The organism is Shinella sp. 838, assembly GCF_029623935.1.
In the GTDB taxonomy this organism is placed as follows: Bacteria; Pseudomonadota; Alphaproteobacteria; order Rhizobiales; family Rhizobiaceae; genus Shinella.
On the sequence record NZ_JARSBQ010000010.1, the window covers coordinates 56,653 to 80,535 of the forward strand.

The following is a 23,883-nucleotide window of genomic DNA, read 5'->3' on the forward strand; positions in this document are numbered from 1 at the left end:
TTTTATGGTGGATGTATCCTGCCGGACGGCGATGGATTTCGTCTCAGGCGGCCAGTCTTGCCGCTGCATGCTCCTTCATCGATCCCCTGCGCACCGGAAGCGCCTCTGCCCACCGGCGGAAGGCAGGGCTCTTCAGCACCTCGTATTCGTCGATGCGGATCTGTGCCGAGGTCGGTTCGATGACCTCGATCTCCCCGGGCGCATTCGCATGGAGACACAGGAAGTTCAGCCCCGGCCCGATCTTTCCGTAGAGTGCCTGGTAGCGCTGCTGTGCCGGCTGCTCCCTGTGCCACGGCGTCTCCAGGACTGCCGTCGCGCAGACCTCGCCGGCCGCCGTCAGGCGCGCGGCCGCGGCGTCATAGGCGGATTGATCGACGGCACCGAGATTGTGGACAGGTCCGTAGGACTGGATCGTGGCGGGGAACAGGGTCGGCAGGCCATATTCGACGCCGACCTCGACATATCGCTCGACGAATTCTGGCGAAAAGACCCCACCCATGTGACCGTCGATATGGGTCGCCGTCAGCCCGGCATTGCGGAACGCCTCGATCTGCGCGCGCATCTCCGCCTCGACAGCATCCGGATGGGCGTTCTTGCGCAGATCGATCACCGAGCGCCACAGGAAGCCGTCCGCATCTACGAGACCCGATGCGGGTGTCGCCTTGGTGAGAGGGCGCCAGCGGTAGTGGCGCTTCTCCGAGGTCAGCGTGATATGGACGCCAAGATTGAGCGTCGGATCAAGCGCCCCCGCCTCCGCAATTTCGAGAAACCACGGACACGGAACCATCACCGATCCGGAATCCACCACGCCGAGCCGCCGCAATTCGATATAGGCCGTGTTGGCACCGTGGCACATGCCGACATCGTCGATATTGACCACGACGAGGGGCGTCGCACTGGCCGCGGCCTCCGTCCTCCCAGAACCGTTCATTCTCCTGTCCTCCCGTTCACGACGAAACCGGCTTCCTCCGCCAGCGCCTTCAGGTTCCTGTAGCCCATGGTGGCATAAGTCAAAGGATGGGCCTTGGCCGGATCCTGTTCCGCCTCCACCACGAGCCAACCGGCATAGCCGGCATCGGCAAGAATCTTGAGGAGCGTCAGATAGTCCAGAGCGCCGTCTCCCGGGACCGTGAAGATCCCGTCCATGACCGCCCCCATGAAACTCATGTCTTGTGCTCGCGCATGCTGAAGGATCTCCGGACGGTAGTCCTTGCAGTGAACGTGCACGACCCGATCGACATGCCGCTGCAGCAGCGATTTCGGATCACCGCCCGAGAAGGCGCAATGGCCCGTGTCGTAGAGCAGACCGAAGGCCTCACCGGTGTTTTCCATCAGACGGTCGATTTCCGCATCGGTCTCGATGATCGTCCCCATATGATGGTGGAAGGCCATGCCGACACCAAAGTCTGCAAACCGCTCCGACAGCCGCGTGATCTTCTCGCCGTAGCCCTTCCACTCGTCCTCCATCAGGTGCGGGCGCTGCGAGATCGGGTCATGGATCGCGCCATGCCGGCCTCTCGACGTGTCGGCATAGACCACATGGCGCGCACCGAGATCGCGCAGAAGAGCGAGGTGCGGCAGGATCGCCTCGAATTCCTGGTCGACCGTATTTTCCAGGATACGCCCGTCATACCAGCCGGATACCAGTTCAAGGCCGTAGCCCGACAGGATGGGGCCGAGCTCCCCTGCAGCACGCGGGAACTTCCCGCCGAGCTCCGTGCCGGCATAGCCCGCCTTGCGGGTTTCCTCCAGGCAGGTTTCGAGCGGCGTGTCTCCCCCGAGCTCCGGCACATCGTCATTGGTCCAGGTGATTGGATTGATGCCTATTTTCACACTCATCTCACGCACTGCCCTCGATTGAATTCTGGTCTCCGGCCGCCAGTCAGGGGGGTGGATCGATACATCGGCTCCCGTCCGGAATCGATTTCCTTGAATGCGGCATGCGGATACCTTACCGGTTACTGTATCCGTCACGAGAGCCAGTTCGGTAGAAATTGATGGATCCAGTTTCGCCATCTCGGAGAGGGAAATTCCGTGAAATCAACCCCGCGCAGCAGGCAAGTCTTCCCCCTCGATGCTCTGGCGATCGACAGGGGCAGCCCGGAGCCGTTGCAGCGGCAGCTCTACCGCGCGATTGCCCAGCTCGTCGGCTCCCGCATCCTGCCGGCAGGAGCGGAGCTGCCCTCGACCCGCTCTTTGGCCGCCGAACTCGGCCTGGGGCGCAACACGATCGTCGCCGTCTACGACCAGCTCGCGACAGAAGGCTACCTGCTGAACCGCCCGGGCGCGCGACCGGTCGTGGTCGCCCTGCCCGCCGTTTCGCCGCGACCCGGCCCGGCCAGCGCCGCCGGAGACACCCGCCCCGTGTCAAAACGGGGACGCGTGCTGCTGGAACAGCCCGTGCATCACGGCCGGCCCGGCAGCCAGGCGTTCCATCCCGGCATGCCCGATGCCCATTCCTTTCCATTCGGCGTATGGGCGAAGCTCGTGGCGCGCAGGGCCGCCTTTGCCGGGGGCAAGCTTTTCGGAACCTACGACGTCAGCGGGTTGCCGGCCCTGCAGGAGGCGATCGCCGGCTATCTGGCGTCCGCCCGCGGCATTCATTGCCGGCCGGAACAGATCGTCATAACGACCGGCGCACAGGCCGCGTTCGACCTGCTTGCACGCCTGCTGCTCGACCCGGGCGACCCGGTCTGGATGGAGGAACCCGGATATTACGGCGCGCAGGCGGCCTTCACTGTCGCCGGCGCCCATATTCTTCCGCTTCTCGTGGACGCCCAGGGCTGGCGCTTTGCTCCCCCGCCGCGCGCCGCGCGCCTCATCTACGTCACCCCGGCATGCCAGCATCCGCTCGGCATCACCATGCCGCTCGAACAGCGCCTGTCCCTGCTCGACGTGGCCGACCGCCTGGACAGCTGGATCATCGAGGACGACTTCGATGGCGAGTACCGGTTCGTCGGACGTCCCGTACCGGCCTTGCAGAGCATGGATGCCAGCGGCCGGGTGATCTATGTCGGGACCTTCGCAAAACTGCTGTTCCCGGCGCTTCGTCTCGGCTTCATTGTCCTGCCGCAGGCCTTGCAGAAAGGCTTCGTCAACGCGCTCAGCACGACGGGACAGTTCGCACCACTTCTGCTGCAGGCGGCCCTTGCCGACTTCATCATGGAGGGGCACATGGCCCGTCACCTGAAACGGATGCGCCGCCTGTATGCCGGTCGGCGGGAGGCCTTCGTGGAGATCTGTTCCCGGCGCCTCGGTGCGGACATGGAAATCCTGCCCTGTGAAGCCGGGATCCAGCTCATCGGCCAGCTCAGGGACGGGCTGGACGATATAGCCGTGGCCAACGCGCTTGCCGCCCGCGGCGTCAATGCCAGCCCGATGTCGAAATTCTTCCGGAACCGCGCGGCCATGCAGGGCCTGGTCATGGGCTATGCCGCATGCGACGAAACCCAGACCGCAACCGGAATCCGCCAGATGGAGAGCGTTTTCCAGATGTTCCGCAACTGAGCGCGCGGGATCGGATCAGACGGGTTCCGCCGTGGGCAGGTCGTGGGCGCGAAGCAGGTCATCGATGAAGGCGCGCGCCGCCTCGCTAAGCGGGCGCCCGGCATAGGTGATCATGCTGTGCTCGACTTCGTATGTCAGGCGCTCCGGCAGGAGCGCCGTCATCTCGCCGCGGCCGACCCAGATCTCGGCATAGTGCCGCGGAAGGTAGCCGACATGCGTCCCCGCCAGGATCATCTGGGCGACCGCTTCCATGTGGTGCGCCGTCGCGCGGCTGCGCAGCGGCCGAAGGGGCAGGATCGAGCTTTCCGGGAGAAAGCCGTGCATAACCCAGTTGGCCGCCGCAATATCCGCCTCGTCCGGCGATGCCACGGCGAAGAGCGCATGCCGGGCACCGCAATAAAGCGCGATCTCCTCCATGTAGAGTGGAAAATAGTCGAGCGACGGCCGTGAGCGGCTGAAGTAGGAGATCGCCAGTTCCACCTGCCCGTCGATGACCGCAAGCTCCAGATCGGTCGGCGCATTGACGAAGAGGTTCAGCTGAACATCCTGGTCGCGGCGAAAGAACGCCCCCATGGCCTCGCCGAACCGGGTCCCCGGCAGGGTAACGATCGTATCGGCAAGGCCGAGGCTCAAATCGCCGACAAGCCGTCCGGAGAGGCTCCCGGCCTGCGCGACGAACACGCCGATCGCCTCGAACAGGCTCTGTGAGGCCTCGAGGATGTGGCGGCCCTTCGAGGTAAGACGAAACCCGCCCTTGCCGCGCTCGCAGAGCCGGTAGCCGAGCCGCCGTTCGAGATTGCCGATATGCATGCTGATGTTCGACTGGCTCATGTTGAGTTCGGCCTGCGCGGCTGTAAAGCCGCCGCAGCGGACCACGCGGGCAAACAACCGCAATAGGCGCAAATCGACATCCGTGACATTCTTCAGCATCGCCCCTCCGGCGAGCGGCTGCATCGCACGGCCGCCTCTTGCATGGCAACTATTACATCAGTCTCGATTGATGCCAACGCAATCAAATTGGAATTCCACCTGACGTTACCTTTGTCTACCGTATGCTTGGAGGCGGCCACGATCTCAAAGAAAACAGGGACCGGGCCGGGATTCTTTCAAAGCAACCACGACCGCAAGCCTGCGCAGGAAACCCCTCGCGGCCAATGGCGCCCTGCGCCCGGTCGCAAGGCAGACGACGGGAGGTCATCATGCCGGATACCAAGTCAGCAGCGTCAAGCAACGACGAGCGGTTCCTTGCCAGCCACGGCTATCGACAGGAACTGGACCGCGGCCTCAGCCTCTGGTCGTCGTTTTCCGTGGGCTTCGCCACGATCTCGCCGGTCGTCGGCATCTATTCGGTGATGTCGCTCGGGGCGATCAGCATCGGCCCGTCCTGGGTCTGGATCGTCCCGCTCTGCCTCGCCCTCCAGTTCACCGTCGCCCTGGTCTATGCCGAGCTCTCCTCGCAATACCCCCTTGCCGGGGGATGCTATCAATGGGTCCGCCATCTCGTCGGTGACCGCCTCGCCTGGTTCACCGGCTTCCTCTACCTCGCTTCCGCTCTGGCCTCGCTGACCACCGTCTCCTATCTCGGCGGCTTCTGGCTCGGCCTCTTCGTCACCGGATCCCCGCCCTCGGCCGACGGCCAGGTGGCCTGCGGCGCGGCGCTGCTGGCGCTGGGGCTCGCCGTCAATCTTCTCGGCATCAACCCGCTCAAGTACTTCGTCAATGCCGGCATCATCGCGGAAGCCATCGCCTCGATCGGCATCGGCGTCGTGCTCCTTCTGTTCTTCCGCAACCACTCCTTCGACCTGCTGTTCACGAGCATGGGTGCGGAAGCGGCCTCGGACGGCTCCTATCTGAGCGGTTTCCTCACTGCGCTTGCGGTCGGTGGATGGGCGTTCCTCGGCTTCGACGCCTGCTCGCAGATCTCGGAAGAGACGACCGACGCGCGGATCTCCGTACCGCGGGCCATTCTCCGCTCGATGCTGGTGGTCGGCGGCACGGTGATGCTGACCGCTTTCGCCGTCACCCTTTCCTACAAGGATCCGGCTGCCGTGGTCAGCGGGCAGATCATCGACCCCGTCACGCCGGCCGTCGTCGATGCGCTCGGCGCCTGGTCGGAACGCCCGTTCGTCGCCGTCGTCCTGGTCGCCTTCGTCGCTTGCGTCGTCTCCGTGCAGACCTATATCGGCCGTGCGATCTTCGGCATGGCGCGGGACGGCATCCTGCCCGGCTCCGCCCTGCTGCGGCGCGTCGATCGCCGCAAGGTGCCCATGGCCGCCATGCTGTGCAGCACCGTCATCGCCGCCTTCGGCCTGGTGCTGGGCCTCAACGCCACCGCCGTCGGCACGCTGATCGCCTTCGGCAGCGGCGGCTTCTTCTTCGTGTTCCTCATCGTCACGGCGAGCGCGCTGGTCGCCCGTCTCAACGGCCGGTGGAATCCGGCAAAGGGAGCCTTCCAGCTAGGCCGCTGGAGCCTTCCGGTCAACATCGTCGCTACCCTCTGGCTCGTCTTCGAGGCGATCAACGTGGCCTGGCCGCGGGTGCTTCTCGCACCGCCCGGCGCACCGTGGTTCCAGGTCTGGGCGGTCATCCTGGACTTCTCCGCCCTCTCGGCTTTCGGCCTTCTCTACCTTGCCGTCGCCAAGCCGCACCGACGCATCCCCACCGCCGCGAGCTTCGCAACGACGCCCCTTCCCTGAGGCCCGCGCCACCCGCCCCTCATTCCCTTTCAATGCCTGGACATCCAATGACCGACATCCACTACTGGACCTATCCGACCGAAATCTTCTGCGGCAAGGGCGCGGTCGAGCGACTTGCGCATCGCTGCCGGCTCGCCGGCGCAACCTATCCGCTCCTGGTCACCGACCCCGGCTTGCTGACGCTGCCGCCAATGCAGAAAGTGCGGGCATGCCTGGACGAGGCCGGCATCCGCTATGACGTGTTTCATGCGCTTTCCGGCAATCCGACCTTCGAAGAAGCCCAGGCGGGCGGCCGCGCCTTCGTTGCGGGCGGGCACGATCTCGTCATCGCCGTCGGCGGCGGAAGCGCCATCGACGTGGCCAAGGGCATCGCCCTGACCAGCCGCGATCCACAGGGCCTCCGGCGCTTCGAGTGGAGCGAGCTGCTCGCCCGCTATTCCACGCTGGCGGATTTCCCGGCCCTGGCGCTCCCGTCCCTGTTCGTCGTGCCGACGACGGCGGGAACCGGCTCGGAACTCGGGCGTGAAGCCGTGCTGACCGATACGGCGCTGGGCATCAAGAAAATCATCGGCCACCGTGACCTTCTGGCGGCCTGCGTCTTCCTTGATCCCCTCCTGACAACGGGCCTGCCGCCGGCGCTCACCGCCGCGACCGGGATGGACGCTCTCACGCACCACCTCGAATCCCTGTTCTCGCCGCTGCACCACCCGATGTCGGCCGGCGTCGCCATGGAAGGCGTCCGGCTGGTGCATGCCTATCTGGAACGCGCGGTCAACGACGGCAACGATCTGGAAGCGCGCGAAGGCATGCTGGTCGCCTCTGCCAGCGCCGCCGTCGCCTTCCAGAAGGGCCTCGGCGGGGTCCATGCCCTGGCCCACCCGATCGGCGCGCGTCATCACCTGCACCACGGCCTGCTCAACGCCGTCCTCCTGCCTTATGTCCTCGTCGCCAACCGGCCGGCGATCGAGGAGCACGCGGCCCGGCTCGCACGCTATCTCGACCTGCCCGGCGCCGGCTTCGACGGTCTCATGGCATGGCTGCTGGCCCTCAGGACCCGCATAGGCATCCCGCCCGCCCTGGTGCATTTCGGCCTCGACGGCACGGATGCAGACTGGGTCGGAGCCCAGGCACTCGCCGACACCTCCTCCTCGGACACCAATGCGCGCCCGCTGGGGGCCGACGACTATGCGGCGATCTATCGAAAGGCGGTGGCCGGCTCGCTCGAGGTGAGCACCACATAGGACGCAACCTTATACCTGCCCCGCCGACCGGATGGAGTGGGATAGGCGCGCTGTTTTCCTGTCCTAAACGAGAAAAACCGCACAGTCTCTCCTTCCTGCATAAAGAGAGATAAGATTGCCTTATCGGTCATTCTGGTCTTTATAGGAGAGATGGCACGAATCATCGACGAAACCAGCGAAAACCACCACCAGGAGCATCCTGCACAGCCGCAGGAAACGCCAGTGGCTGACGGCAATTCCACTGCCCTCGTTGCGGCAGATGCGTCGCCGCCTTTGCCCACTCATCTGCAGGATCTCACGGATCGCGCCCGCGGGTATGTTGAGGCAGCAAGTTCCGCCAATACAAGGAGAGCCTACGCCTCGGACTGGAAGCATTTCTCGGCGTGGTGCAGGCGTCAGAACCTCGACGCCCTTCCTCCCGATCCGCAGGTCGTCGGCCTCTACATCACCGCCTGCGCGTCCGGTACGGCCGAACGTGGCGGCAAACCGAACACCGTTTCGACGATCGAGCGTCGCCTTGCGGCGATCGGATGGAACAGCGCACAGCGCGGCATGAAGCTCGACCGCAGGGATCCCGCCATCGCCACCGTCATGGCCGGTATCCGCAACCGGCATGCCGCCCCGCCGCGCCAGAAGGAGGCCCTGCTTCCCGAAGATCTCATCGCCATGCTGGAAACGATCGATCGCGGCACGCTGCGCGGCCTGCGCGATCGGGCCATGCTGCTCGTCGGCTTTGCCGGGGGCCTACGCCGCTCGGAGATCACGGGGCTGGACCTCGGGCGCGACCAGAGCGAGGACGGGCGTGGCTGGGTCGAAATCTTCGACAAGGGCGCCCTGGTGACGCTGCGCGGCAAGACCGGCTGGCGCGAAGTGGAGATCGGCCGCGGTTCGTCCGATGCCACCTGCCCCGTGACCGCACTTGAAACCTGGATCCGGTTTGCGAAGATCGCCCGCGGGGCCCTGTTTCGCCGCGTCACCGGCCAGGGCAAGGATGTCGGACCGGACCGGCTGAACGACCAGGAGGTGGCCCGCCTCGTCAAGAAGGCAGCGCTTTCCGCCGGGGTACGTGGCGATCTGTCGGAAGCAGAGCGGGCACAAAAATTCGCCGGCCATTCGCTGCGCGCCGGTCTTGCCACCTCGGCCGAGGTGGACGAGCGCCATGTCCAGAAGCAACTCGGCCACGCCTCGGCCGAAATGACCCGCCGCTACCAACGTCGCCGCGACCGTTTCCGGGTCAATCTTACAAAAGCGGCAGGGCTCTAAAACGCCGCAAGCGCTTTCACCCACTCCCAGTGCTACCCCCCTGATTGTTGCGCGCTGGCTCCGATCTGCGGCTCATTTTGTGTGGTATGCTTTGCTATCGCTGCACAGGATTGGGAGGGTTCCATGGGTTTGCGACTTGCCACAGCTGTCTACTGCATTTTCTTGTCTATGTCCGCTCACGCTCAATCGAGCACGCCAAAGGGCTGGTTTCTGCATGATGACCAGGCACCGACACTGACCCTCGCTTACTACGACCCCTCTTCCGGCAACGTGATCTTTGCCGCCACCTGTACGCAAGGCTACAGCGACACCATCATTGCCTTCTATCCCGAAGCCGCTCTTGCAGAGGGGAAGAAAAACGTGGAGCTCGCGCTTTCCCGTAGCGCCAGCAGGCTCGCCTTTGATGGAGCCGCGCAAGTGTACAGCGGCCGCTACACGATCGATGGCCAGACATCCATGGAGCCGGAACTGGCCGACCTGCTGCAGGGCGGCTTCACGCTTGCCGTGGATGGGCAAGAGATGCGGGTATTTACGGCCACCGAACAGGATAGCGCACACATTCGCAAACTCACCGAAGCGTGCCGGGGCTGACATTCATACTTTCGCAAGTTCCAACCCGGCGATCGAGAAGTAACGGGAAAGCTCCGAGGACGACGAAGACACGGCCTCTCCGGGGTGCCGCAAAAGCGGCTCTCATTCTGTCCCTCCCCCCACTATGGCTCGCACACACGAGCCACCCAATAACAGCCCGCCGCCGCTGACAATCAACTCATGTCTGCCTGAGCATTCCGAAAAAGGGTGAGCCATTGTCGCCTACCCTGCTTACTGTTTCTTCCCGCCGACAACACGAATAATGAGTGCCGCTTTCGCTTTTGGCGCATCGATATGCAGAACCTTCACGGCCGATGCATTGTTGACATCACTCATTGTGAAGGTGCCATTCGCCATTGGCTGCGGACTGCAGGAGCAAGCAATTTGCCCTCGCCGGATATCGTCTGGGTTGCACGCAAGGCTCGGGCGAGGTTTATAAGGGTAGATTCTCCGAAACCCGGCACCAAACGCATCGGCAACAGGATACCAATATGAGCGAACTGCAGAACAAGGCGGTCACGCTGGCATCGCAGGGAGAAGACGATCTCTCCTCTCAAGCGTCCTCGGACCGATGCATTCCATTTCTCAAAAGCGCGCTGGATCTTCACTTCGCCCTTGGCGGCAATGTCGAGGCATTGGATGCGCTTCTCCAGGCACATCGTTCACGGCGCCAGCTCAGGGTGGACGCAGCCGTTGCCAACGTGGTGATCGAACTGGCCGTCGCCAGCCACCTCAGCGATATCGACATGGTCCAGGCCACCTACAATCGCCTGGACGCAGAACTCGACATATCCCGCCATTCGAAATAGTCCGGCTACAAATTACTGTTCCTGAGGCCGAGCAGGTAAACCGCAGCCTCCAAGCAGTCTTGCCCTGATGACGCTACGAAGTTCAAAACGGGGCTGCGCCTCGATGGCATCGACGGCTTGCTCGATTCTCTGTCTTCCCGATCGAGTTCTCACAAGCCCCTACCCTCAGCTTGACCGGGGTATAGATGTAGCGAACCGAACAGTAGGAGCCGAAGGAAGACAAAAGGGAAACGTAAGACGGCTCCAAACCCTGACAGCTGTCAGGGTTTTCTGATGTCCGCCATCATCCCACCTTTCTGCCTGTTCCGCCCTGTCCTCGAAGAAGCGCCATCAAAGCCGGCCCCAGCGAGAACTCGCCCCGCTCTGCCCGGCGCGTCAAATCCCTGAGATATCCCCCGGGAGAGTTGATGTGCCCCGCTCGTTCGAGGATGCAGGCGATCGCGACGGCCGCATTTTCTGCACCCATCACCTCGCAGGCCACCTGATAGGCAGAAGGACTGACGCCAAGCATCGACCGTACCACCACGGCCGCCGACATCAGCTCCCTCCATCCATCGATTTTGCCGCCGGGACCGTACATCACGATCTCAGGGCATGCGTTCAGAACCATGCCAAGTGGGAAATTACGGATAGGCGTCCTCGGGATTTCGTCGTTTATCCTCCACGCCGCTCCCAGCTCTTTTTCAGAGCGAGGTTCAAATTCATAGATGGAGTCGGATTTTGAATTCTGTATGTGCCGCCCACAATGAGCATCATTGGTGCTTGAATCTTCCGAAAATTGCTGCCTTTCCAAAAGGTTGACGATCTCGCTGCGCAGAAGTTCCATCTCGTCGAGCGCCGTATGGATGTCGTTCCGCGTGGGTGTCCGCGGGAGACTTGCGAGAATGCCGATGTAGGTCGCTTCGATCGCCCCCCAATCTCCCTGGGCGCCCTCTTCCATCGCGGCGGTAATCAGCTTGCGGACATCCCTCCGGCAGATCGTCAGGTTCTCCTTGGCCCGCCGAAACGCCATGCGATCCGCAACGACCTGCTGGGCCAGCATGGCCAGCTCCTCCGCGCGCGCGAGCAGCGGCGACATGTCGAAGCCGAACGCCGTTTCGATGCCGCCCGCATCGTCCTTGCGCGCATAGCGTTTGCCGTTTGCGCTGTCCTTGCGCACGATCAGGCCCGCGTCGATAAGCAAGGCGAGATGCCGCCTCAAGGTCGCGCCGGCGATGCCATGGGCGCGCAGGGCAAGCTGGGCATTGGACGGAAAGACAACAAGCTGGGCGTCCTGGCGCAGTTCGCTTTCCGGGTAGAAACTCAGGAGGGCGTCCAGCACAGCCAGACTCCTGTCCTGCAGGCCAAGCAGTATTCTCGCCTCCGAGACGTCCCGGAAGACCTTCCATTTGTCCACTGTCTTGCCTGGCTTGATTTCAGCCGTCGCCAATTGCCGGCGTACGAGCGCAAGCGACATCGGCCGCCGCCCGAAGGGCGTCGTCACATTTCCACTCTGCATTTTCCTTCACCTTGCAAAAGGCAAAAGAAATCCGCCCGCCAAAAATGACGCCAAAGACTCTTGACTACGATTCGTGGAAATGCGATTCTCGGGGTGCTAAATCAGAGAGGGGCTTCCACGACGGCAACGTTTTGGGGGCCTTTTTCTTTTGCTGCGCTTCCTTTCATTTTCCAGAATCCTGACAGCTGTCAGGGTTGTCATTCATCCCGCAAGCGGGCAAATCGATCGGCAAGGCCCGGCAGTTCGGCCTCCACGAATTTCAGGAAAGCCGCGCCACGGGCGCCTTCCGCCGAAATCCGGACTTCCCTCGCCGACGCCGTCACGGCACCAAGCTTCCTGCCACCCGCATCCGCAAGCGCGGTCACTGAAGTGTTCTTCCCTGGAGCGGCGGGTTTCACCGCATCGAGCACGCGCTGAAATCGTTGATCGGACAGCTGGGGGCTATCTGTCCCGTTCGACAGGACCGCCCTGATCGTGCCGAGAGACTGCGCATCGCCGGCAACGATCTTGGCAAGGTCGAGCCAACGCGGTCTGCCGACCTTCGGAGCCCGGCCGATTGCCTCGATGATATCGGCCGGGAGCGCGCGGTAGACACTGCGCATCCTTGCAAGCTCGGCGTCCTCGATCGAAAGCGCCGCGTAGATGTGACGCGCCTTTATTCCCGCATCATCCATACGCGACGCAAAGAGGGCACGCTCGATCCACGTCAGGTCCTGGCGGCTGGCATTCTCGATGCCCTGCGCAAGAACCAGATCGAGATCCGATATCTCCACCTCGATCGCGCGTACGGGCTTGCCGAGCTGCCTGGCGGCAAGCCAGCGGCGGTGGCCATAGACGATCTGGTAGCGCCCGGTGGAGGAGGGGTGCTTGCGAACCTGGATGGGAACCTGTTGTCCCTCGCTCTCGATCGAACGCCTGAAAGCCTCGAAGCTTGCCGTATCGTCGTCGGGCAACCGGTCGGGATAGGGCGAGGGGTCGATCAGCGCAGTATCCAGCTCCCGTACGGAGCCGCCGCCGGCCTCCACAAGCGCCTTGAGCCGATCCCGTTCCGAGCGGATATCGTCGATTGCACGGTGGGCAGCACCAATCACGCCAGCACCGACGCGCTGCGTCGGAGCCGCAGGGGCCGGCTGCTCGTCGCCTGCCAGCTTGTTCTCCAGTTCTGCCGACAGCAGACCGAAGCTGGCGACAATCGATTTGCGAGAGGATTTGCTCATGTCCGCCCCCAGCTGTCATTGATGAGCCGGATGATCGCTTCATTGACGCCATCGACGGCTTCGCGCGCGCGCTTGTGGGTGTCCCGCCCGATCTGGCCCATTTCCAGCTCGTAGATCGAGCGTTTTGCGAGGCCGGCCGCTTCGACTGCCGTGCTTTCGATCGCGGTCGGAAGAAGCACGTCCGTGCCGAACATATGCCGCAGCATCGCGACGACCTGTGATTGCGGCGCATCGTTCGGATCATGGCGCGTGACCAGGTACCGGATGAAGTCCTGATCCAGCTGCGCGCCGCTTTCGTTCAGAACGCTGATAAGGTCACCCATCATCAGCAGGAACTGGCTCATTGATGCGACATCCAGCATGGCGGGATGCACGGTGATAATCATGCTGGTCGCGGCATAAATCGCGCTCAGAGTCAGGAAGCCGAGCGAAGGCGGCGTGTCGAGGATGACGACGTCATAGTCTGCCTCGACCTCCGCGAGGGCGAGCTTCAGCCTTTCGAAGAAAATTGCGCCCGAACCTGACTTGCTCGCCAGAACACGGGGCGTTTCGTGCTCGTATTCCATGACCTCCAGGTTGCCAGGAACAAGATCGATCCCTTCGAAATAGGTCTTGCGAATGACCTCGCGGATCGAGCGCCGCTCGGTATCGTCATAGCGCAGCGCTGCATAGATCGTCTCATTCGAGCCGACATCCACTTCCGGCTGAAAGCCGAACATGGCGGACAGGGACGCCTGCGGGTCCAGATCGAGCGCAAGAACGCGATAGCCCTGGAGGGCGAGATAATGGGAAAGATGCACACAGGTCGTCGTTTTCGCACTGCCGCCCTTGAAGTTGGCGATCGCGATGACCTGGAGATGCTCGCCCGGGCGACGGCGGGGAAGAAAGCGCAGAGCCTCGGCCGGCTTCTGTTTTGCAAACAGCGCGCGAAGCTCGTTGATCTGGCCCAGCGTGTAGACGCGATGATTGTTCTCGAGCCGGCTTGGAACAGGTCCGCGTCCCTCGGTAGACATGAGCTTCAAGGTGGAATCAGGTATGGAAGTGAGCTTCGACACCTCGTTGGTCAAAAACGAACGAAGGGTCTTCTCCGACTTCGGAGGATACATACGCGTTCTGAGTTGCTGCAATTGCGCCGACAGAAGCCCCGCATGGCGCATGATCTTGCCGCCTGCGTCTTCCTTGGTGCCAACAATTGGGTCTACTCGGTTTGCTATCGCCATGTCTTCCTCTTGGCGGCCTTAAGCCGGTTTGCCGGCCATTGCCCGCCAAAGATAGAACACGATTCTCCCGGACCGTCCAGAAGTTTAGGGTTAACAAAAGGTTAATAAGAACAGTTGCGCACCTGCGGGAACGCTCTTTTTTCAGGCGTTGCACAGATGATCTCGCAAATGGCGTACCCGCCCAATACCCGTGTAAAAGCCAGCGCCGGCGACCTTGCCCTCCCTGTCAGCCGGATTCTACATGGTCCAGAGCAGTGAAATCGGCGCGGCCTGCAGCTTCTCCCCGAAGGGCGTGATACGGTCATGATCGTGCAGGACCAGTCCCCGCACGAACCGGTCGCCCACGGCATCCTTGAGTTGGCGCAGCCCGCGGAAATCATCCGATTTTACGGTCGCCGACGCCTTCACCTCAATGCCGACGATACGGCCGCGACGGTCCTCGATGATCACATCCACCTCGTCCTGGTCCTTGGTCCGGTAGTGCGAGAATGCGAGGCGCCGCTCGGACCAGGAAGCCAGTTTCAGGATCTCCGACACGACGAAGCTTTCGAGCAGCGGGCCGAATCGCGTCCGATCCCGGATCAGCCGCTCCGCCTCGTCTTCCCGCAGGGCCGCGAGCAGCCCGGTGTCGATGAAATGCAGCTTCGGCGTCTTGATCAGCCGGCTGAGGCGGTTGTTCGACCAGGGAGAAAACGTTCTCACGAGGAACAGCCGCTCGAGGATAGCGACATATTTCTGGGCCGTGACGCTCGAAAGGCCGAGCGCTGCACCGAAGCTGCTGTGGTTGACCAGTTGTCCGGCATGTTCGGCAAGCACGCTCAGGAGACGCGGCAAACGATCGAGCTGATCGATGTTTGCGATGTCGCGCACGTCGCGGTCCAGGATCAGAGCCACGTAGTCCTCAAGCCAAGCGGTACGCCGGGCCGCAGTCGTGCGCCGAAGGACTTCAGGAAAGCCGCCCTTCACTACCACCTCCACCAGGTCATCGCCAAAGACGGCCCCGCCGCCGGCCACCGGCTCTTCGCCGTCAAAGAGACGATCCAGCAAGCGGCCGGGGGTCGAAAGGATCTCGGACTGGGCGAATGGAAAAAGGGAAATCACGGCCATCCGCCCGGCCAGAGAATCAGCAATGGCAGGCATCGTCGCCAGATTGGCCGAGCCGGTCAGCAGGAACCGTCCCGGCTCTTCATCGCGGTCGACACTCTCCTTGATCGCCAGCATCAGTTCGGGCGCGCGCTGCACCTCATCGATGACGGCCCGCCTGATGCCCCGTATGAAGCCGATCGGGTCGGACTTTGCAGCACTGAGAGTGCCGGCATCGTCCAATGTCATGAACGGCCGATCCTCGCCGGCAAACATCCGCGCCAATGTCGTCTTGCCGGCTTGACGAGGGCCGGCAATCAGGACCACACGCGTGTCGGCCAAGGCGGTTTCGACGTTCTGTCGGACCTTGCGTTCGATATGGAGACGGGGCAGGGGAGGGGAAATCATGCGGCCATTCTTAGCGAAGAATTCGTCTGATTTAAAGCAGACGTTCGTCTATTTTTAAATCAAAGGATGTCCGAATTTAAGCACCCGACGTCACATATGAGGTTATGGCCCTGAAATCCCCGCCGTTTTACGTGGTCTCGGCGCACGCCATTTTCGTGCTCCACCTGACGACACCGATCAAGCAATCGGCAAGAGAAATGTGCCTGCTCGAATACTGAACCGTTCCGGGCAACATTTCAGATGTCCCTCCTTGGCCCCCATTTCTGAGCAAGGGACAGGCATTCGCGCCAGAAAAGCATGGCTCCCGTCGTCGACACGCTGCGCAGCGAGACGGCGGCGGCGGCGTGAGCGAGTTCGAGGCACTGGGCAAGGGGCCACCCCTCGTGAAGACCGTAGAGCATGCCGGCAGCAAAGGCGTCGCCCGCCCCGTTCGCGCCCTTAATCTCCACTTCAGGGATGGCGACGGAGGGCGCGACCGCACTATCCCCGTCACGGGTGACGGCAATGGCAAAAGCCGGGCAGTGTACCGTGACGAGCCCCATCGCCCCCCGTTCCAGCACCATGCGCGCCGCGCGAAGGCACGCGTCCTTGTCCGAAGTGCCGTCCAGGATGGTCTCGACACCGGCGATGGCACCGATTTCCATGTCATTGACGATGAGGAGATCGAGATGCGGCAGGCAAGGCGCGACAAGCCGGGCCATCAGACCACGGTCGATGCTCGCCAGCTCCAGATTTGTCTGAAGCCCCGCCGCGCGCGCATTCTTCAGCACCGCCACCCATCCGTTCGGCTCGCCTTGCCAGGGCGCGTCGAGAATGCGGTGCACGCCCGGCAGGCCGAGATGCAGGTAGCGCATACGCGTCTGGGAAAAATCGAAGTGATCGGGCGTCAGCTGCGCGCCGGTTCCGGCATGGAATATATGGGTACGCCGGTGCGAGCGCAGCGAGACATAGGCGTCGCAGAACTGCGTGGCGGCATCCGGCGTCACCGTCATCTGGCGCGTGTCGATCCCCGCTGCCGCAGCCGTCTTGCGCAGATAGCGGCCATCGTCATCATCCCCGACGAGGCCGATCGTCTCGACGGGGATCGACGGATCGAGCCGCTTGACGTCAAGCGCTAGATTGCAGCTGGAGCCGCCGCCGTGACGCTCCTCCTCGAAAAGCTCGGCAAGGCCGTCCTCACCCGGCCAGTGGCTGACCGTGCGGTTGTAATCCGCACACCACGTCCCACCCGTCAGGATGCCTCGCCGTCCGCCCGTCATCTGCTCTGTTCCGGCTTGAGCACAGCTTCCGTGACGACGTTATCGTTGGCGAGCTCGCGCAACGGCTTGATCCCGTCCTTGGAAAGGCTTGCGTGATAGGCCTTCACCGCCTCCGAAGGCGCAATCGTGCCGGATGCTACCTCGCGCATGAAGCGCACCATGGCCAGCGGGTCTTCGGCGAGGTTGATCTTGCGCCCGAACAGCGCGACGCGCGCGCCGAACCGCTCGGCCTGGTGGAGAAGCTCGAAGCAATCACGCGTCGTGCCAGCGCCACCGCCGAGAACCCCGACGATGACGCTTGGATCGTAGGAGGCGAGCTCGTCCAGCGCCTTGGCCCCGTTGAACGGGATTTTGAGGAACTGCGGCCGGTCCACCTTGGTAACACCGGCAAGGCAGCGCATCATCACGTCGTTGACATAGTGGGGAACCACTTCAGGGTCGACGCCGCAATCCACGTTGGGATTGAAGACCTCAAGGAAGTATTTGAAGTTGTTGCGTGCCGCGTCCTCGCGGAACCAGTGGAAGGCTTCCAGCGACTGGTAGTCGTGCTCAAGATCGTTGTTGAAGGTGATGGAGTAGAGGCCGAGGTCCGTGCCGGTAATCTGCGCACCCGGCGCGGGATCGATCGTGCCGGTGGCGACGCGCGAGAGCGAGGCCGTCCGGAAGGGGCGCGAGGGCTGCTTCGAATAGGCCGCACCCCGGCAGACCCAGACGTCGGTCGTGTCGTTGGCGCGGATCGCCGGCTTGACGGCGCTTCCCCGGTACACGCCCATGTCTGTCAGCGCCTCCATGTTGGAGGCGGAGGTCAGCATGATGTCGACGATATCCTGCTCGACGACGGCGCGGATGTTCTCCAGGAATTCCGCGCGGGTGTAGTGGCGCGACCAGCTGCCGTCCTTCGCCCGCTTCGGACCGCAGGAGGTGATGGAGGGCCCCATGTCGCCGTCCTTCGCGTCGGCGATGATGAAATCGCTGCGGGTGTAGTTTCCGGCGCGGATGCGGGCGAGCTTCTGGTCGAGGCGATACATGTCTTGCTCCGTTCGGGACAGGGTCAGGCGGCCGCCGCGCCGGTCATGATGGCGACGACGTCGTTCATGGTGTGTGTCTTGGGGGTGACGACGGCCGCGCGCCGGCCAAGGCGCATGATGTGGATGCGGTCGGCGATGTCGAAGACGTTCGGCATGTTATGACTGATGAGAACGACCGGCAGGCCGCGATCGCGGATCGAGCGGATCAGCTCCAGCACCTGGCCCGTCTCGCGCACGCCGAGCGCCGCCGTCGGCTCGTCCATGATGACGAGCTTGCGGGCGAAGAGCGCGGCGCGCGCGACGGCGACACCCTGCCGCTGGCCACCCGACAGCGACTCCACCGGATTGTCGATCGCCGGCAGGCGGAACTTCAGTTCGCCCATGGCGCGGCGGGCTTCTTCACGCATGCGCGTCTTGTCGAGACGGCGGAAGAGACCGCCAAGCAGGCCCGGCGCGCGCAGCTCGCGGCCAAGGAAGAGGTTGGCGGCGATGTCGAGGGCAGGCGCGACGGCGAGATCCTGGTAGACCGTCTCGATACCGGCGTGGCGCGCATCCAGCGGCCCCTTGAAATGCACCGGCGCGCCGTCGAGCAGGATGTCACCGCTGGTCGGGCGCACGGCCCCGGTCAGCGTCTTGATCAACGTCGACTTACCGGCGCCATTGTCGCCGACGACGGCAAGGATCTCGCCGGCGCGAAGTTCGAAGTCAACGCCGTCAAGCGCGGTGACATGGCCGTAGGTCTTCACGACGTTGCGCGCTTCGAGAACCACATGCGGAACGGCGTCGGCCATCAGCTCTTCCTCCGGGACATCTGGTCGAGCGCGACGGCGATGATGACGAGGATGCCGGTCACGAGGTCCTGCCAGAGCGGGTCGATGCCGGCGAGCGTCAGGCCGTTGCGCAGAACCCCGACGATGAGCGCGCCGATCAATGTCCCGATGAGGCCGCCGCGGCCGCCGAACAGGCTGGTGCCGCCGATCACCACGGCGGTGATGGAATCGAGATTGGCGCTCTGCATGGCGTTCGGATCGGCATTGGGGATACGCCCGAGCGCCAGCCAGGCGGCGATGCCGTAGATCAGGCCGGCGAGCACGTAGACCGAGAGCAGGTGGCGGCGCACCGGAATGCCGACGAGGCGGGCAGCCTCCGCATTGTTGCCGATGGCGTAGGTATGGCGACCCCATTTCGTCTGGTTCAGGAGATACCAAACCACGGCGTAAAGGGTGAACATGATCAGCACGCCATAGGTCAGCACGAAGCCACCGAGCTTCATCGTGTTGCCCGTCCAGGCGAGGAAGGGATCGCGCACCGGAAAGGCGCCGCCTTCGGAGATCAGCCGCAGCGCTGCCGTCAGGATGCCCAAAATACCGAGCGTGACGATGAAGGGCGGGAGCCTGAGGCCGGAAACGAGACCACCCGCCGCAAGACCGGCAGCCGTGCAGAGCAGAATGGCAAACCCCATGGAGAGCACGGGGTCATAGCCGAGATTGACCAGTTTACCGGCGACAATGGTGCCGAGCACACAGATGGCGCCGACCGCAAGGTCGATGCCCGCGGTCAAGATCACCAGCGTCTGGCCGATCGCGAGAACGCCGATGATGACGGTCTGCTGCAGGATGATCGACAGATTGTGCGTGGCGAGAAAACGGGGATTGGTCAGCGCGAAGATCACGCAGAAGCCGAGAAGGACCAGAAGCGGCCCCACCGAGGGCGTTCCCAGGATGCGGGCCTTCAGGCTCCGCGGCGTCTCGGCGTCGGAAACGGTGGCTGTATTCATGGGCATCCCGTGCATCAGGTTTTGCGCGGCCGATCACCCGGTCAGGCCCGCGGCGACGCTCGGCCGCGCGCGGTCCCGCCGGGAGAAAGAAGATCAGTCACCCCAGCAATTTTCAAGCCCCCAGGCCGTGTCCTTCGATTCCAGGCCCTCGACGGGCTTGTCGGTGATCAGGAAGGAGCCGGTGTTGACGAAACCGCTCGGCTTCTTGCCGGAGGCTGCGTACTCCACGACAGCATCGACGCCCATGGAAGCCATCTTGTAGGGGAACTGCATGACGGTCGCGGCGATCTTGCCGTCCTTCACGTCGCGCACGCCGGCGCAGCCACCGTCGATCGAGGTGAGCATCACATCGGCTTCCTTGCCGAAGGATTTCAGCGCTGCATAGGCACCGGCCGCAGCCGGTTCGTTGATCGTGTAGACCGCATTGATCTCGCCGTTCTTGGAGAGCAGGTTCTCCATGCCGACCTGGCCCTTGTCCTGCGCGCCGTTGGTGATGGCCGCGCCCGCGATCGATGGGTCGCCCTCGGCGATGCCGAAGCCCTTCAGGTAGCCGTCATGGCGGAAGGTATCGACCGTGCCGCCCGGCGTGCCGTCAAGCATGGCGACGACGGCCTTCTTGTCACCCATCGCCTTGCGGGCATAGGCGCCCTGCTGCACGCCGGCCTCGAAATTGTCCGTGGCGAAGGTGGCGTCGACGGCGTCGGCCGGATCCGTCGCCGTGTCGAGCGCAATGACCAGCACGCCGGCCTCGCGGGCTTTCTTGATGACGTCGAGCATGCCCGACGAGTTGTTCGGCGTGACCAGGATGCCCTTGGCTCCGGCGCTGATCAGGTCCTCGATCGCAGCGACCTGCCCTTCGTTGTCGCCGTCGAACTTGCCGGCGCGGGCGATCAGCTTGACGCCCTTTTCCGTAGCGCGGGCCTCGGCGGCCTGACGCATCTTGACGAAGAACGGATTGACCTCGGTTTTCGTGACGAGACCGACAATGACCTCCTGGGCGTTTGCGGCACCTGCGCCGAGGGCGAGGCCGAGCGCCAAGGCGGCGGCGGAATATGCGGATGCGCGAATGCGATGAAGCGACATGAAATCCTCCCAGATCCAACGGCGCCGCAGAGCCCTTCCGGCTCTTCTGGCGGGCATGACCTCTCCTCAAAGGCCAAGGGGATTAGGTCATCTCTTTTGGATAAAGTCAAATGCCAATTATGTATCTTTTGTATATTTTTATCCAAAAATAATTTCGTCACACCAACGGGCTGGTTTCCATCCCCCGCAGGGCCCGAAGCCCTGCATGCACCTCATCGCCAGCCGCCAGCCGCTGGTAGATCTCATAGGCCTTCTGATAGCGCCGGGCGTGAGCGGCGCGGGGCAAGACCTGACCGACGCTCTGCGCACCAAACCGCTCCGCGCCTTCGGCGTAAGTGGCAACGGTTCCGGCCGCCACCGCGCCATGGATCACCGCACCGACGGCGGTGGCATTGGCGATTTCAGGCACCTCGACAGGACGGTCGAGCACATCGGCCATGATCTGGATCAGCAGGGGATTGGCCCGGGCGAGACCGCTCGCCATCAGCACGCGCTCGGCCGGCAGCCCGCCGGCGGGAAATAGGTCGTAGATCGCCCGCGCGCCGAAACAGAGGCTTTCCATCAGCGCGAGGTAGATTTCCGCCGCTGTCGTCTCCCGCGTCAGGCCCGCAAGAAGCCCGGAAAGCGCGCCATCCGCATAGGGAACGCGGTTGCCGCCGAGCCAATCGAGCGCGACGAGCCGCCCCGCCACCGGCGGGAGTTCCGCCGCCTCGGCGTTGTAGATGCGAAAGCTGTCCTCTCTGTCCGCCCCACGGGGAAAAGCGCGCACGAACCAGGCAAGCGTGTCGCCGAAACTGGGCTGGCCAGCCTCGTAGCACCAGAGCTGGCGCATGGAGCCGTCGAAGGCGACGCCCTCGATGCCCGGCGGCAAAGGCCGGTAGACGTCGCTGAGATAGAGGTAGGCAGCCGAAGTGCCGAGCGCCCCGACGAAGGCGCCGGGCGTCACACCGCCGATCGCCGGCAGCATGACATGGGAATCGATGACCGCGACGGCGACGATTGCCGGCCCTTCGATCCCGGTCAGATCCCGCCATTGCGGCGAAAGTGGCCCGGCGGGCGAACCGACGGGGAGCGGCGTCGCCAGCCGCCGGTCAAGGTCCGCCACAACGCCCTGCGGATAGCCGGCCGCGGCGGAAAACTGCGCCTTGTAGGCGGCGAACCCGAGACCGCGGGCCTCCCGTCCCGTCAACTGCCAGGCGAGCCAGTCACCACCCTCGATGAAGCGGTCCGTCTCCGCCCAGAGCATCGGCGCCTCCGCGGCGATCTGAGCCGCTTTCGCCAGCAGCCATTCACCGGAAACCCGCCCGCCGAAATTGGCGAGAAACGGGCCCGGACGAGCATTGATCGCATCGGCATAGGTTTGCGCATTGTGCTTCCACAGCTTGACATAGGCGTGCGGCGCGTCGGGATGGAGACGTGAGAGCGGCACGCCATCGGCCCGGGCGGGCAGGGGCGAGCTCGCGGTAAAGCCAAGGCCGACCCCCGCGACGGTGCGCCCCCGCCCGAGCCGGGAAAGAATCTCGAAGGCAGCCTCTGTAAAATCCTCGGCATTCTGCAGCGCGAAATCCGGTGGCAGCGGCGTTCCGCCCGGCAGCTGCCGTGTCATGATGCCGTGCCGATAGGGATGGACGTGCTGCGCCACCTGTCGCCCACTTTCGACCTCCACCAGCACGCCCCGCGCCGATTCCGATCCGTAGTCCAGTCCGATGAGATAGGTGGTCACGCGGCGCCTCTCCAAACGGTGATGCCCCATATACACAAATGCATACATAAATAGCAATCTTATGTATATTATCTTACATAAGTCCGCGCGACAGAAAAACTCCGTGCTTTATCTCATGCACCTTTGTCGCTAAACCGGTCGGGAAACAGGAGTTTTGCATGGCGCGCACGGACGACGGGCACGACAGACCAGCGCTTGACGGCGCGGGCGGCATCCTGTCGCTGATCGCCAGCGGCGGTGCTGCTTCGCGGGCCGAGCTTCTCGCCGCTTCGGGCCTCTCCCGCGTGACGGTGACACAGCGGCTCAACGCGCTGCTCGCCAGCGGCCTCGTTCGCGAAACGGAAAAGACCCTGCCGAGCGGCGGCAGACCGACCCGGGTGCTGGCAATCAACGCGGCGGGCGGCTTTCTCCTCGTCGCCAATATCGGCGAAACGCATATCCACCTCGCCGCCATGGACCTGACGCCGTCGATCCTCGCCCAGACGACATTGCCCTTTTCCGTCGCGAGCGGCCCGGAGGCGACACTGGCGCAGATCGGCGACGCTTTCGACGCCCTGGCCTCGGAAGCCAAGGAGACGCACGGCTTCTTTCTCGGCATCAGCCTCAGCCTGCCGACACCCATCGATTTCAAGCGTGGCTGCGTCGTCGGCCCCTCGGTCCTGCCCGGCTGGGACGAGTTCGACATCATCGGGCACCTCAACACGCGCTTCGACGTGCCCGTTTACGTCGAGAACGACGTGAACCTCATGACGATCTGCGAACACAAACGCCGCTTCCCCACGGTGGACGACATGCTCTTCGTGAAAGTCGGGACCGGCATGGGCAGCGGCATGATTGCCGGCGGGCGGCTGTTTCGCGGAGCGCAGGGCGCGGCCGGCGATATCGGCCACATCCAGTTCCTCTCCGAAGACGCACCGCTCTGCCGCTGCGGCAAATTCGGCTGCGTGGAGGCGCGCGCCGCCGGCTGGGCGATCGCCCGAGACCTCTCGGCTCGCGGTTTTCGCGCCGAGACCGCCCGCGACGTGATCGACCTCGTCGAACAGCGTAAACCCGAGGCCCTGATGCTGCTGCGCGCCGCCGGCCGCACGATTGGCGAAGTCATTTCCGACGTCGTCAGCATCATCAATCCGAGTCTCATCGTAATAGGCGGCACTCTGGCACGCGGCGGAGACCTGATGCTTTCAGGCATCCGCGAGCTCGTCTACCAACGCTGTCTGCCGCTCGCGACCCGCGATCTCTCCATCGTGCTCTCCACCGTGCGCGAGGATGGCGCGCTTTTCGGTGCAGCGCATCTGCTGCTGGACGATCTTTTTGCGCCGGTAAAGGCCGATCGCCTGCTGGAGCGCTACAACACCGTCCGGCAAAGGCCGGCCGCGCGACGGCAATCCGCCTGACAGGCGCCGGCGCCTGAAATCGCTCGCCCCAACTGACCCGACGGACTAAGCCTGAGCCGGACAGACCCGCGGACCGAACGTGACAG

At 63.7% G+C, this 23,883-nt stretch carries 20 protein-coding genes; 7 read left to right on the top strand and 13 right to left on the bottom strand.

Annotated elements, in window-relative coordinates:
• Positions 1-43 precede the first annotated feature (43 nt).
• Together P9A16_RS24680 and iolE are read right to left on the bottom strand one after the other, a co-directional pair.
• A complete protein-coding gene (locus tag P9A16_RS24680) occupies positions 44-931 on the bottom strand; it encodes a polysaccharide deacetylase family protein (RefSeq protein ID WP_023514065.1) in 888 nt (295 codons plus the stop codon).
• On the bottom strand, positions 928-1,839 hold the full coding sequence (iolE, locus tag P9A16_RS24685; protein WP_023514066.1) for a myo-inosose-2 dehydratase: 912 nt from the start codon (positions 1,837-1,839) through the stop codon (positions 928-930). The genes P9A16_RS24680 and iolE overlap by 4 nt, the downstream gene beginning before the upstream one ends.
• A 195-nt stretch (positions 1,840-2,034) precedes the next feature.
• Between iolE and mocR the strand changes: the two genes are divergently transcribed.
• Positions 2,035-3,507 carry a rhizopine catabolism transcriptional regulator MocR gene (gene mocR, locus P9A16_RS24690; RefSeq protein ID WP_024270638.1) on the top strand — a complete coding sequence of 491 codons (1,473 nt, stop codon included), beginning with the start codon at positions 2,035-2,037 and terminating at the stop codon, positions 3,505-3,507.
• A 15-nt stretch (positions 3,508-3,522) separates the two neighbouring features.
• Here mocR and P9A16_RS24695 read toward each other — a convergent pair whose 3' ends face one another.
• The gene (locus P9A16_RS24695) at positions 3,523-4,437 is read right to left on the bottom strand and encodes a LysR family transcriptional regulator (RefSeq protein ID WP_037407514.1); all 915 of its coding nucleotides are present in this window, start codon (positions 4,435-4,437) and stop codon (positions 3,523-3,525) included.
• Between the two features lie 269 nt (positions 4,438-4,706).
• Between P9A16_RS24695 and P9A16_RS24700 the strand changes: the two genes are divergently transcribed.
• The 5 genes from P9A16_RS24700 (at position 4,707) to P9A16_RS24720 (ending at position 10,107) form a co-directional block, all read left to right on the top strand.
• Complete coding sequence (locus tag P9A16_RS24700) at positions 4,707-6,203, top strand: APC family permease (protein ID WP_024270637.1); 1,497 nt, start codon at positions 4,707-4,709, stop codon at positions 6,201-6,203.
• Positions 6,204-6,250: 47 nt separating this feature from the next.
• Complete coding sequence (locus P9A16_RS24705; protein ID WP_024270636.1) at positions 6,251-7,444, top strand: iron-containing alcohol dehydrogenase; 1,194 nt, start codon at positions 6,251-6,253, stop codon at positions 7,442-7,444.
• Positions 7,445-7,594: 150 nt separating this feature from the next.
• Positions 7,595-8,707 carry a tyrosine-type recombinase/integrase gene (locus P9A16_RS24710; protein WP_037407451.1) on the top strand — a complete coding sequence of 371 codons (1,113 nt, stop codon included), beginning with the start codon at positions 7,595-7,597 and terminating at the stop codon, positions 8,705-8,707.
• A gap of 123 nt (positions 8,708-8,830) precedes the next feature.
• A complete protein-coding gene (locus P9A16_RS24715) occupies positions 8,831-9,298 on the top strand; it encodes a hypothetical protein (RefSeq protein ID WP_023514555.1) in 468 nt (155 codons plus the stop codon).
• A gap of 491 nt (positions 9,299-9,789) precedes the next feature.
• Positions 9,790-10,107, top strand: a complete 318-nt coding sequence (locus P9A16_RS24720) for a hypothetical protein (protein WP_023514554.1) — start codon at positions 9,790-9,792, stop codon at positions 10,105-10,107.
• A 283-nt stretch (positions 10,108-10,390) separates the two neighbouring features.
• Here the strand turns inward: P9A16_RS24720 and repC are convergent, their stop codons facing one another.
• The 10 genes from repC to P9A16_RS24770 all read right to left on the bottom strand — a co-directional run bounded on the left by repC (position 10,391) and on the right by P9A16_RS24770 (position 22,403).
• A complete protein-coding gene (gene repC / locus P9A16_RS24725; RefSeq protein ID WP_023512894.1) occupies positions 10,391-11,605 on the bottom strand; it encodes a plasmid replication protein RepC in 1,215 nt (404 codons plus the stop codon).
• Positions 11,606-11,802: 197 nt separating this feature from the next.
• On the bottom strand, positions 11,803-12,822 hold the full coding sequence (gene repB / locus P9A16_RS24730; RefSeq protein WP_023512895.1) for a plasmid partitioning protein RepB: 1,020 nt from the start codon (positions 12,820-12,822) through the stop codon (positions 11,803-11,805).
• Positions 12,819-14,042, bottom strand: a complete 1,224-nt coding sequence (gene repA / locus P9A16_RS24735) for a plasmid partitioning protein RepA (RefSeq protein WP_023512896.1) — start codon at positions 14,040-14,042, stop codon at positions 12,819-12,821. Before repA ends, repB begins: the two co-directional genes overlap by 4 nt.
• Positions 14,043-14,279: 237 nt before the next feature.
• Positions 14,280-15,533, bottom strand: coding sequence for an ATP-binding protein (locus P9A16_RS24740; RefSeq protein ID WP_023512897.1), 1,254 nt, complete (start codon positions 15,531-15,533; stop codon positions 14,280-14,282).
• A gap of 236 nt (positions 15,534-15,769) precedes the next feature.
• Positions 15,770-16,792 carry a carbohydrate kinase family protein gene (locus tag P9A16_RS24745; RefSeq protein ID WP_023512898.1) on the bottom strand — a complete coding sequence of 341 codons (1,023 nt, stop codon included), beginning with the start codon at positions 16,790-16,792 and terminating at the stop codon, positions 15,770-15,772.
• Positions 16,789-17,820: a hypothetical protein gene (locus P9A16_RS24750; RefSeq protein ID WP_023512899.1), complete on the bottom strand. Its 1,032-nt coding sequence runs from the start codon at positions 17,818-17,820 to the stop codon at positions 16,789-16,791. The genes P9A16_RS24745 and P9A16_RS24750 overlap by 4 nt, the downstream gene beginning before the upstream one ends.
• 23 nt (positions 17,821-17,843) lie before the next feature.
• Positions 17,844-18,611: an ATP-binding cassette domain-containing protein gene (locus P9A16_RS24755; protein WP_130518218.1), complete on the bottom strand. Its 768-nt coding sequence runs from the start codon at positions 18,609-18,611 to the stop codon at positions 17,844-17,846.
• A complete protein-coding gene (locus tag P9A16_RS24760) occupies positions 18,611-19,597 on the bottom strand; it encodes an ABC transporter permease (protein WP_023512901.1) in 987 nt (328 codons plus the stop codon). The genes P9A16_RS24755 and P9A16_RS24760 overlap by 1 nt, the downstream gene beginning before the upstream one ends.
• A 93-nt stretch (positions 19,598-19,690) precedes the next feature.
• A complete protein-coding gene (locus tag P9A16_RS24765; RefSeq protein ID WP_023512902.1) occupies positions 19,691-20,680 on the bottom strand; it encodes a substrate-binding domain-containing protein in 990 nt (329 codons plus the stop codon).
• 157 nt (positions 20,681-20,837) lie between these two features.
• Positions 20,838-22,403 carry an FGGY-family carbohydrate kinase gene (locus P9A16_RS24770; protein ID WP_023512903.1) on the bottom strand — a complete coding sequence of 522 codons (1,566 nt, stop codon included), beginning with the start codon at positions 22,401-22,403 and terminating at the stop codon, positions 20,838-20,840.
• A gap of 158 nt (positions 22,404-22,561) precedes the next feature.
• Between P9A16_RS24770 and P9A16_RS24775 the strand changes: the two genes are divergently transcribed.
• Positions 22,562-23,797, top strand: a complete 1,236-nt coding sequence (locus tag P9A16_RS24775) for an ROK family transcriptional regulator (RefSeq protein ID WP_024270635.1) — start codon at positions 22,562-22,564, stop codon at positions 23,795-23,797.
• Positions 23,798-23,883: the final 86 nt, after the last annotated feature.

Bases quoted from the DNA above. Each gene is read 5' to 3' on its own strand.
- P9A16_RS24680 (WP_023514065.1), bottom strand. From the start codon at position 931: ATGAACGGTTCTGGGAGGACGGAGGCCGCGGCCAGTGCGACGCCCCTC.
- P9A16_RS24710 (WP_037407451.1), top strand. From the start codon at position 7,595: ATGGCACGAATCATCGACGAAACCAGCGAAAACCACCACCAGGAGCAT.
- P9A16_RS24775 (WP_024270635.1), top strand. From the start codon at position 22,562: ATGGCGCGCACGGACGACGGGCACGACAGACCAGCGCTTGACGGCGCG.
- P9A16_RS24755 (WP_130518218.1), bottom strand. From the start codon at position 18,611: ATGGCCGACGCCGTTCCGCATGTGGTTCTCGAAGCGCGCAACGTCGTG.
- P9A16_RS24720 (WP_023514554.1), top strand. From the start codon at position 9,790: ATGAGCGAACTGCAGAACAAGGCGGTCACGCTGGCATCGCAGGGAGAA.
- P9A16_RS24745 (WP_023512898.1), bottom strand. From the start codon at position 16,792: ATGACGGGCGGACGGCGAGGCATCCTGACGGGTGGGACGTGGTGTGCG.
- P9A16_RS24765 (WP_023512902.1), bottom strand. From the start codon at position 20,680: ATGTCGCTTCATCGCATTCGCGCATCCGCATATTCCGCCGCCGCCTTG.
- P9A16_RS24740 (WP_023512897.1), bottom strand. From the start codon at position 15,533: ATGATTTCCCCTCCCCTGCCCCGTCTCCATATCGAACGCAAGGTCCGA.
- P9A16_RS24760 (WP_023512901.1), bottom strand. From the start codon at position 19,597: ATGAATACAGCCACCGTTTCCGACGCCGAGACGCCGCGGAGCCTGAAG.
- repA (WP_023512896.1), bottom strand. From the start codon at position 14,042: ATGGCGATAGCAAACCGAGTAGACCCAATTGTTGGCACCAAGGAAGAC.
- P9A16_RS24700 (WP_024270637.1), top strand. From the start codon at position 4,707: ATGCCGGATACCAAGTCAGCAGCGTCAAGCAACGACGAGCGGTTCCTT.
- repC (WP_023512894.1), bottom strand. From the start codon at position 11,605: ATGCAGAGTGGAAATGTGACGACGCCCTTCGGGCGGCGGCCGATGTCG.
- P9A16_RS24715 (WP_023514555.1), top strand. From the start codon at position 8,831: ATGGGTTTGCGACTTGCCACAGCTGTCTACTGCATTTTCTTGTCTATG.
- repB (WP_023512895.1), bottom strand. From the start codon at position 12,822: ATGAGCAAATCCTCTCGCAAATCGATTGTCGCCAGCTTCGGTCTGCTG.
- P9A16_RS24695 (WP_037407514.1), bottom strand. From the start codon at position 4,437: ATGCTGAAGAATGTCACGGATGTCGATTTGCGCCTATTGCGGTTGTTT.
- iolE (WP_023514066.1), bottom strand. From the start codon at position 1,839: ATGAGTGTGAAAATAGGCATCAATCCAATCACCTGGACCAATGACGAT.
- P9A16_RS24705 (WP_024270636.1), top strand. From the start codon at position 6,251: ATGACCGACATCCACTACTGGACCTATCCGACCGAAATCTTCTGCGGC.
- P9A16_RS24750 (WP_023512899.1), bottom strand. From the start codon at position 17,820: ATGTATCGCCTCGACCAGAAGCTCGCCCGCATCCGCGCCGGAAACTAC.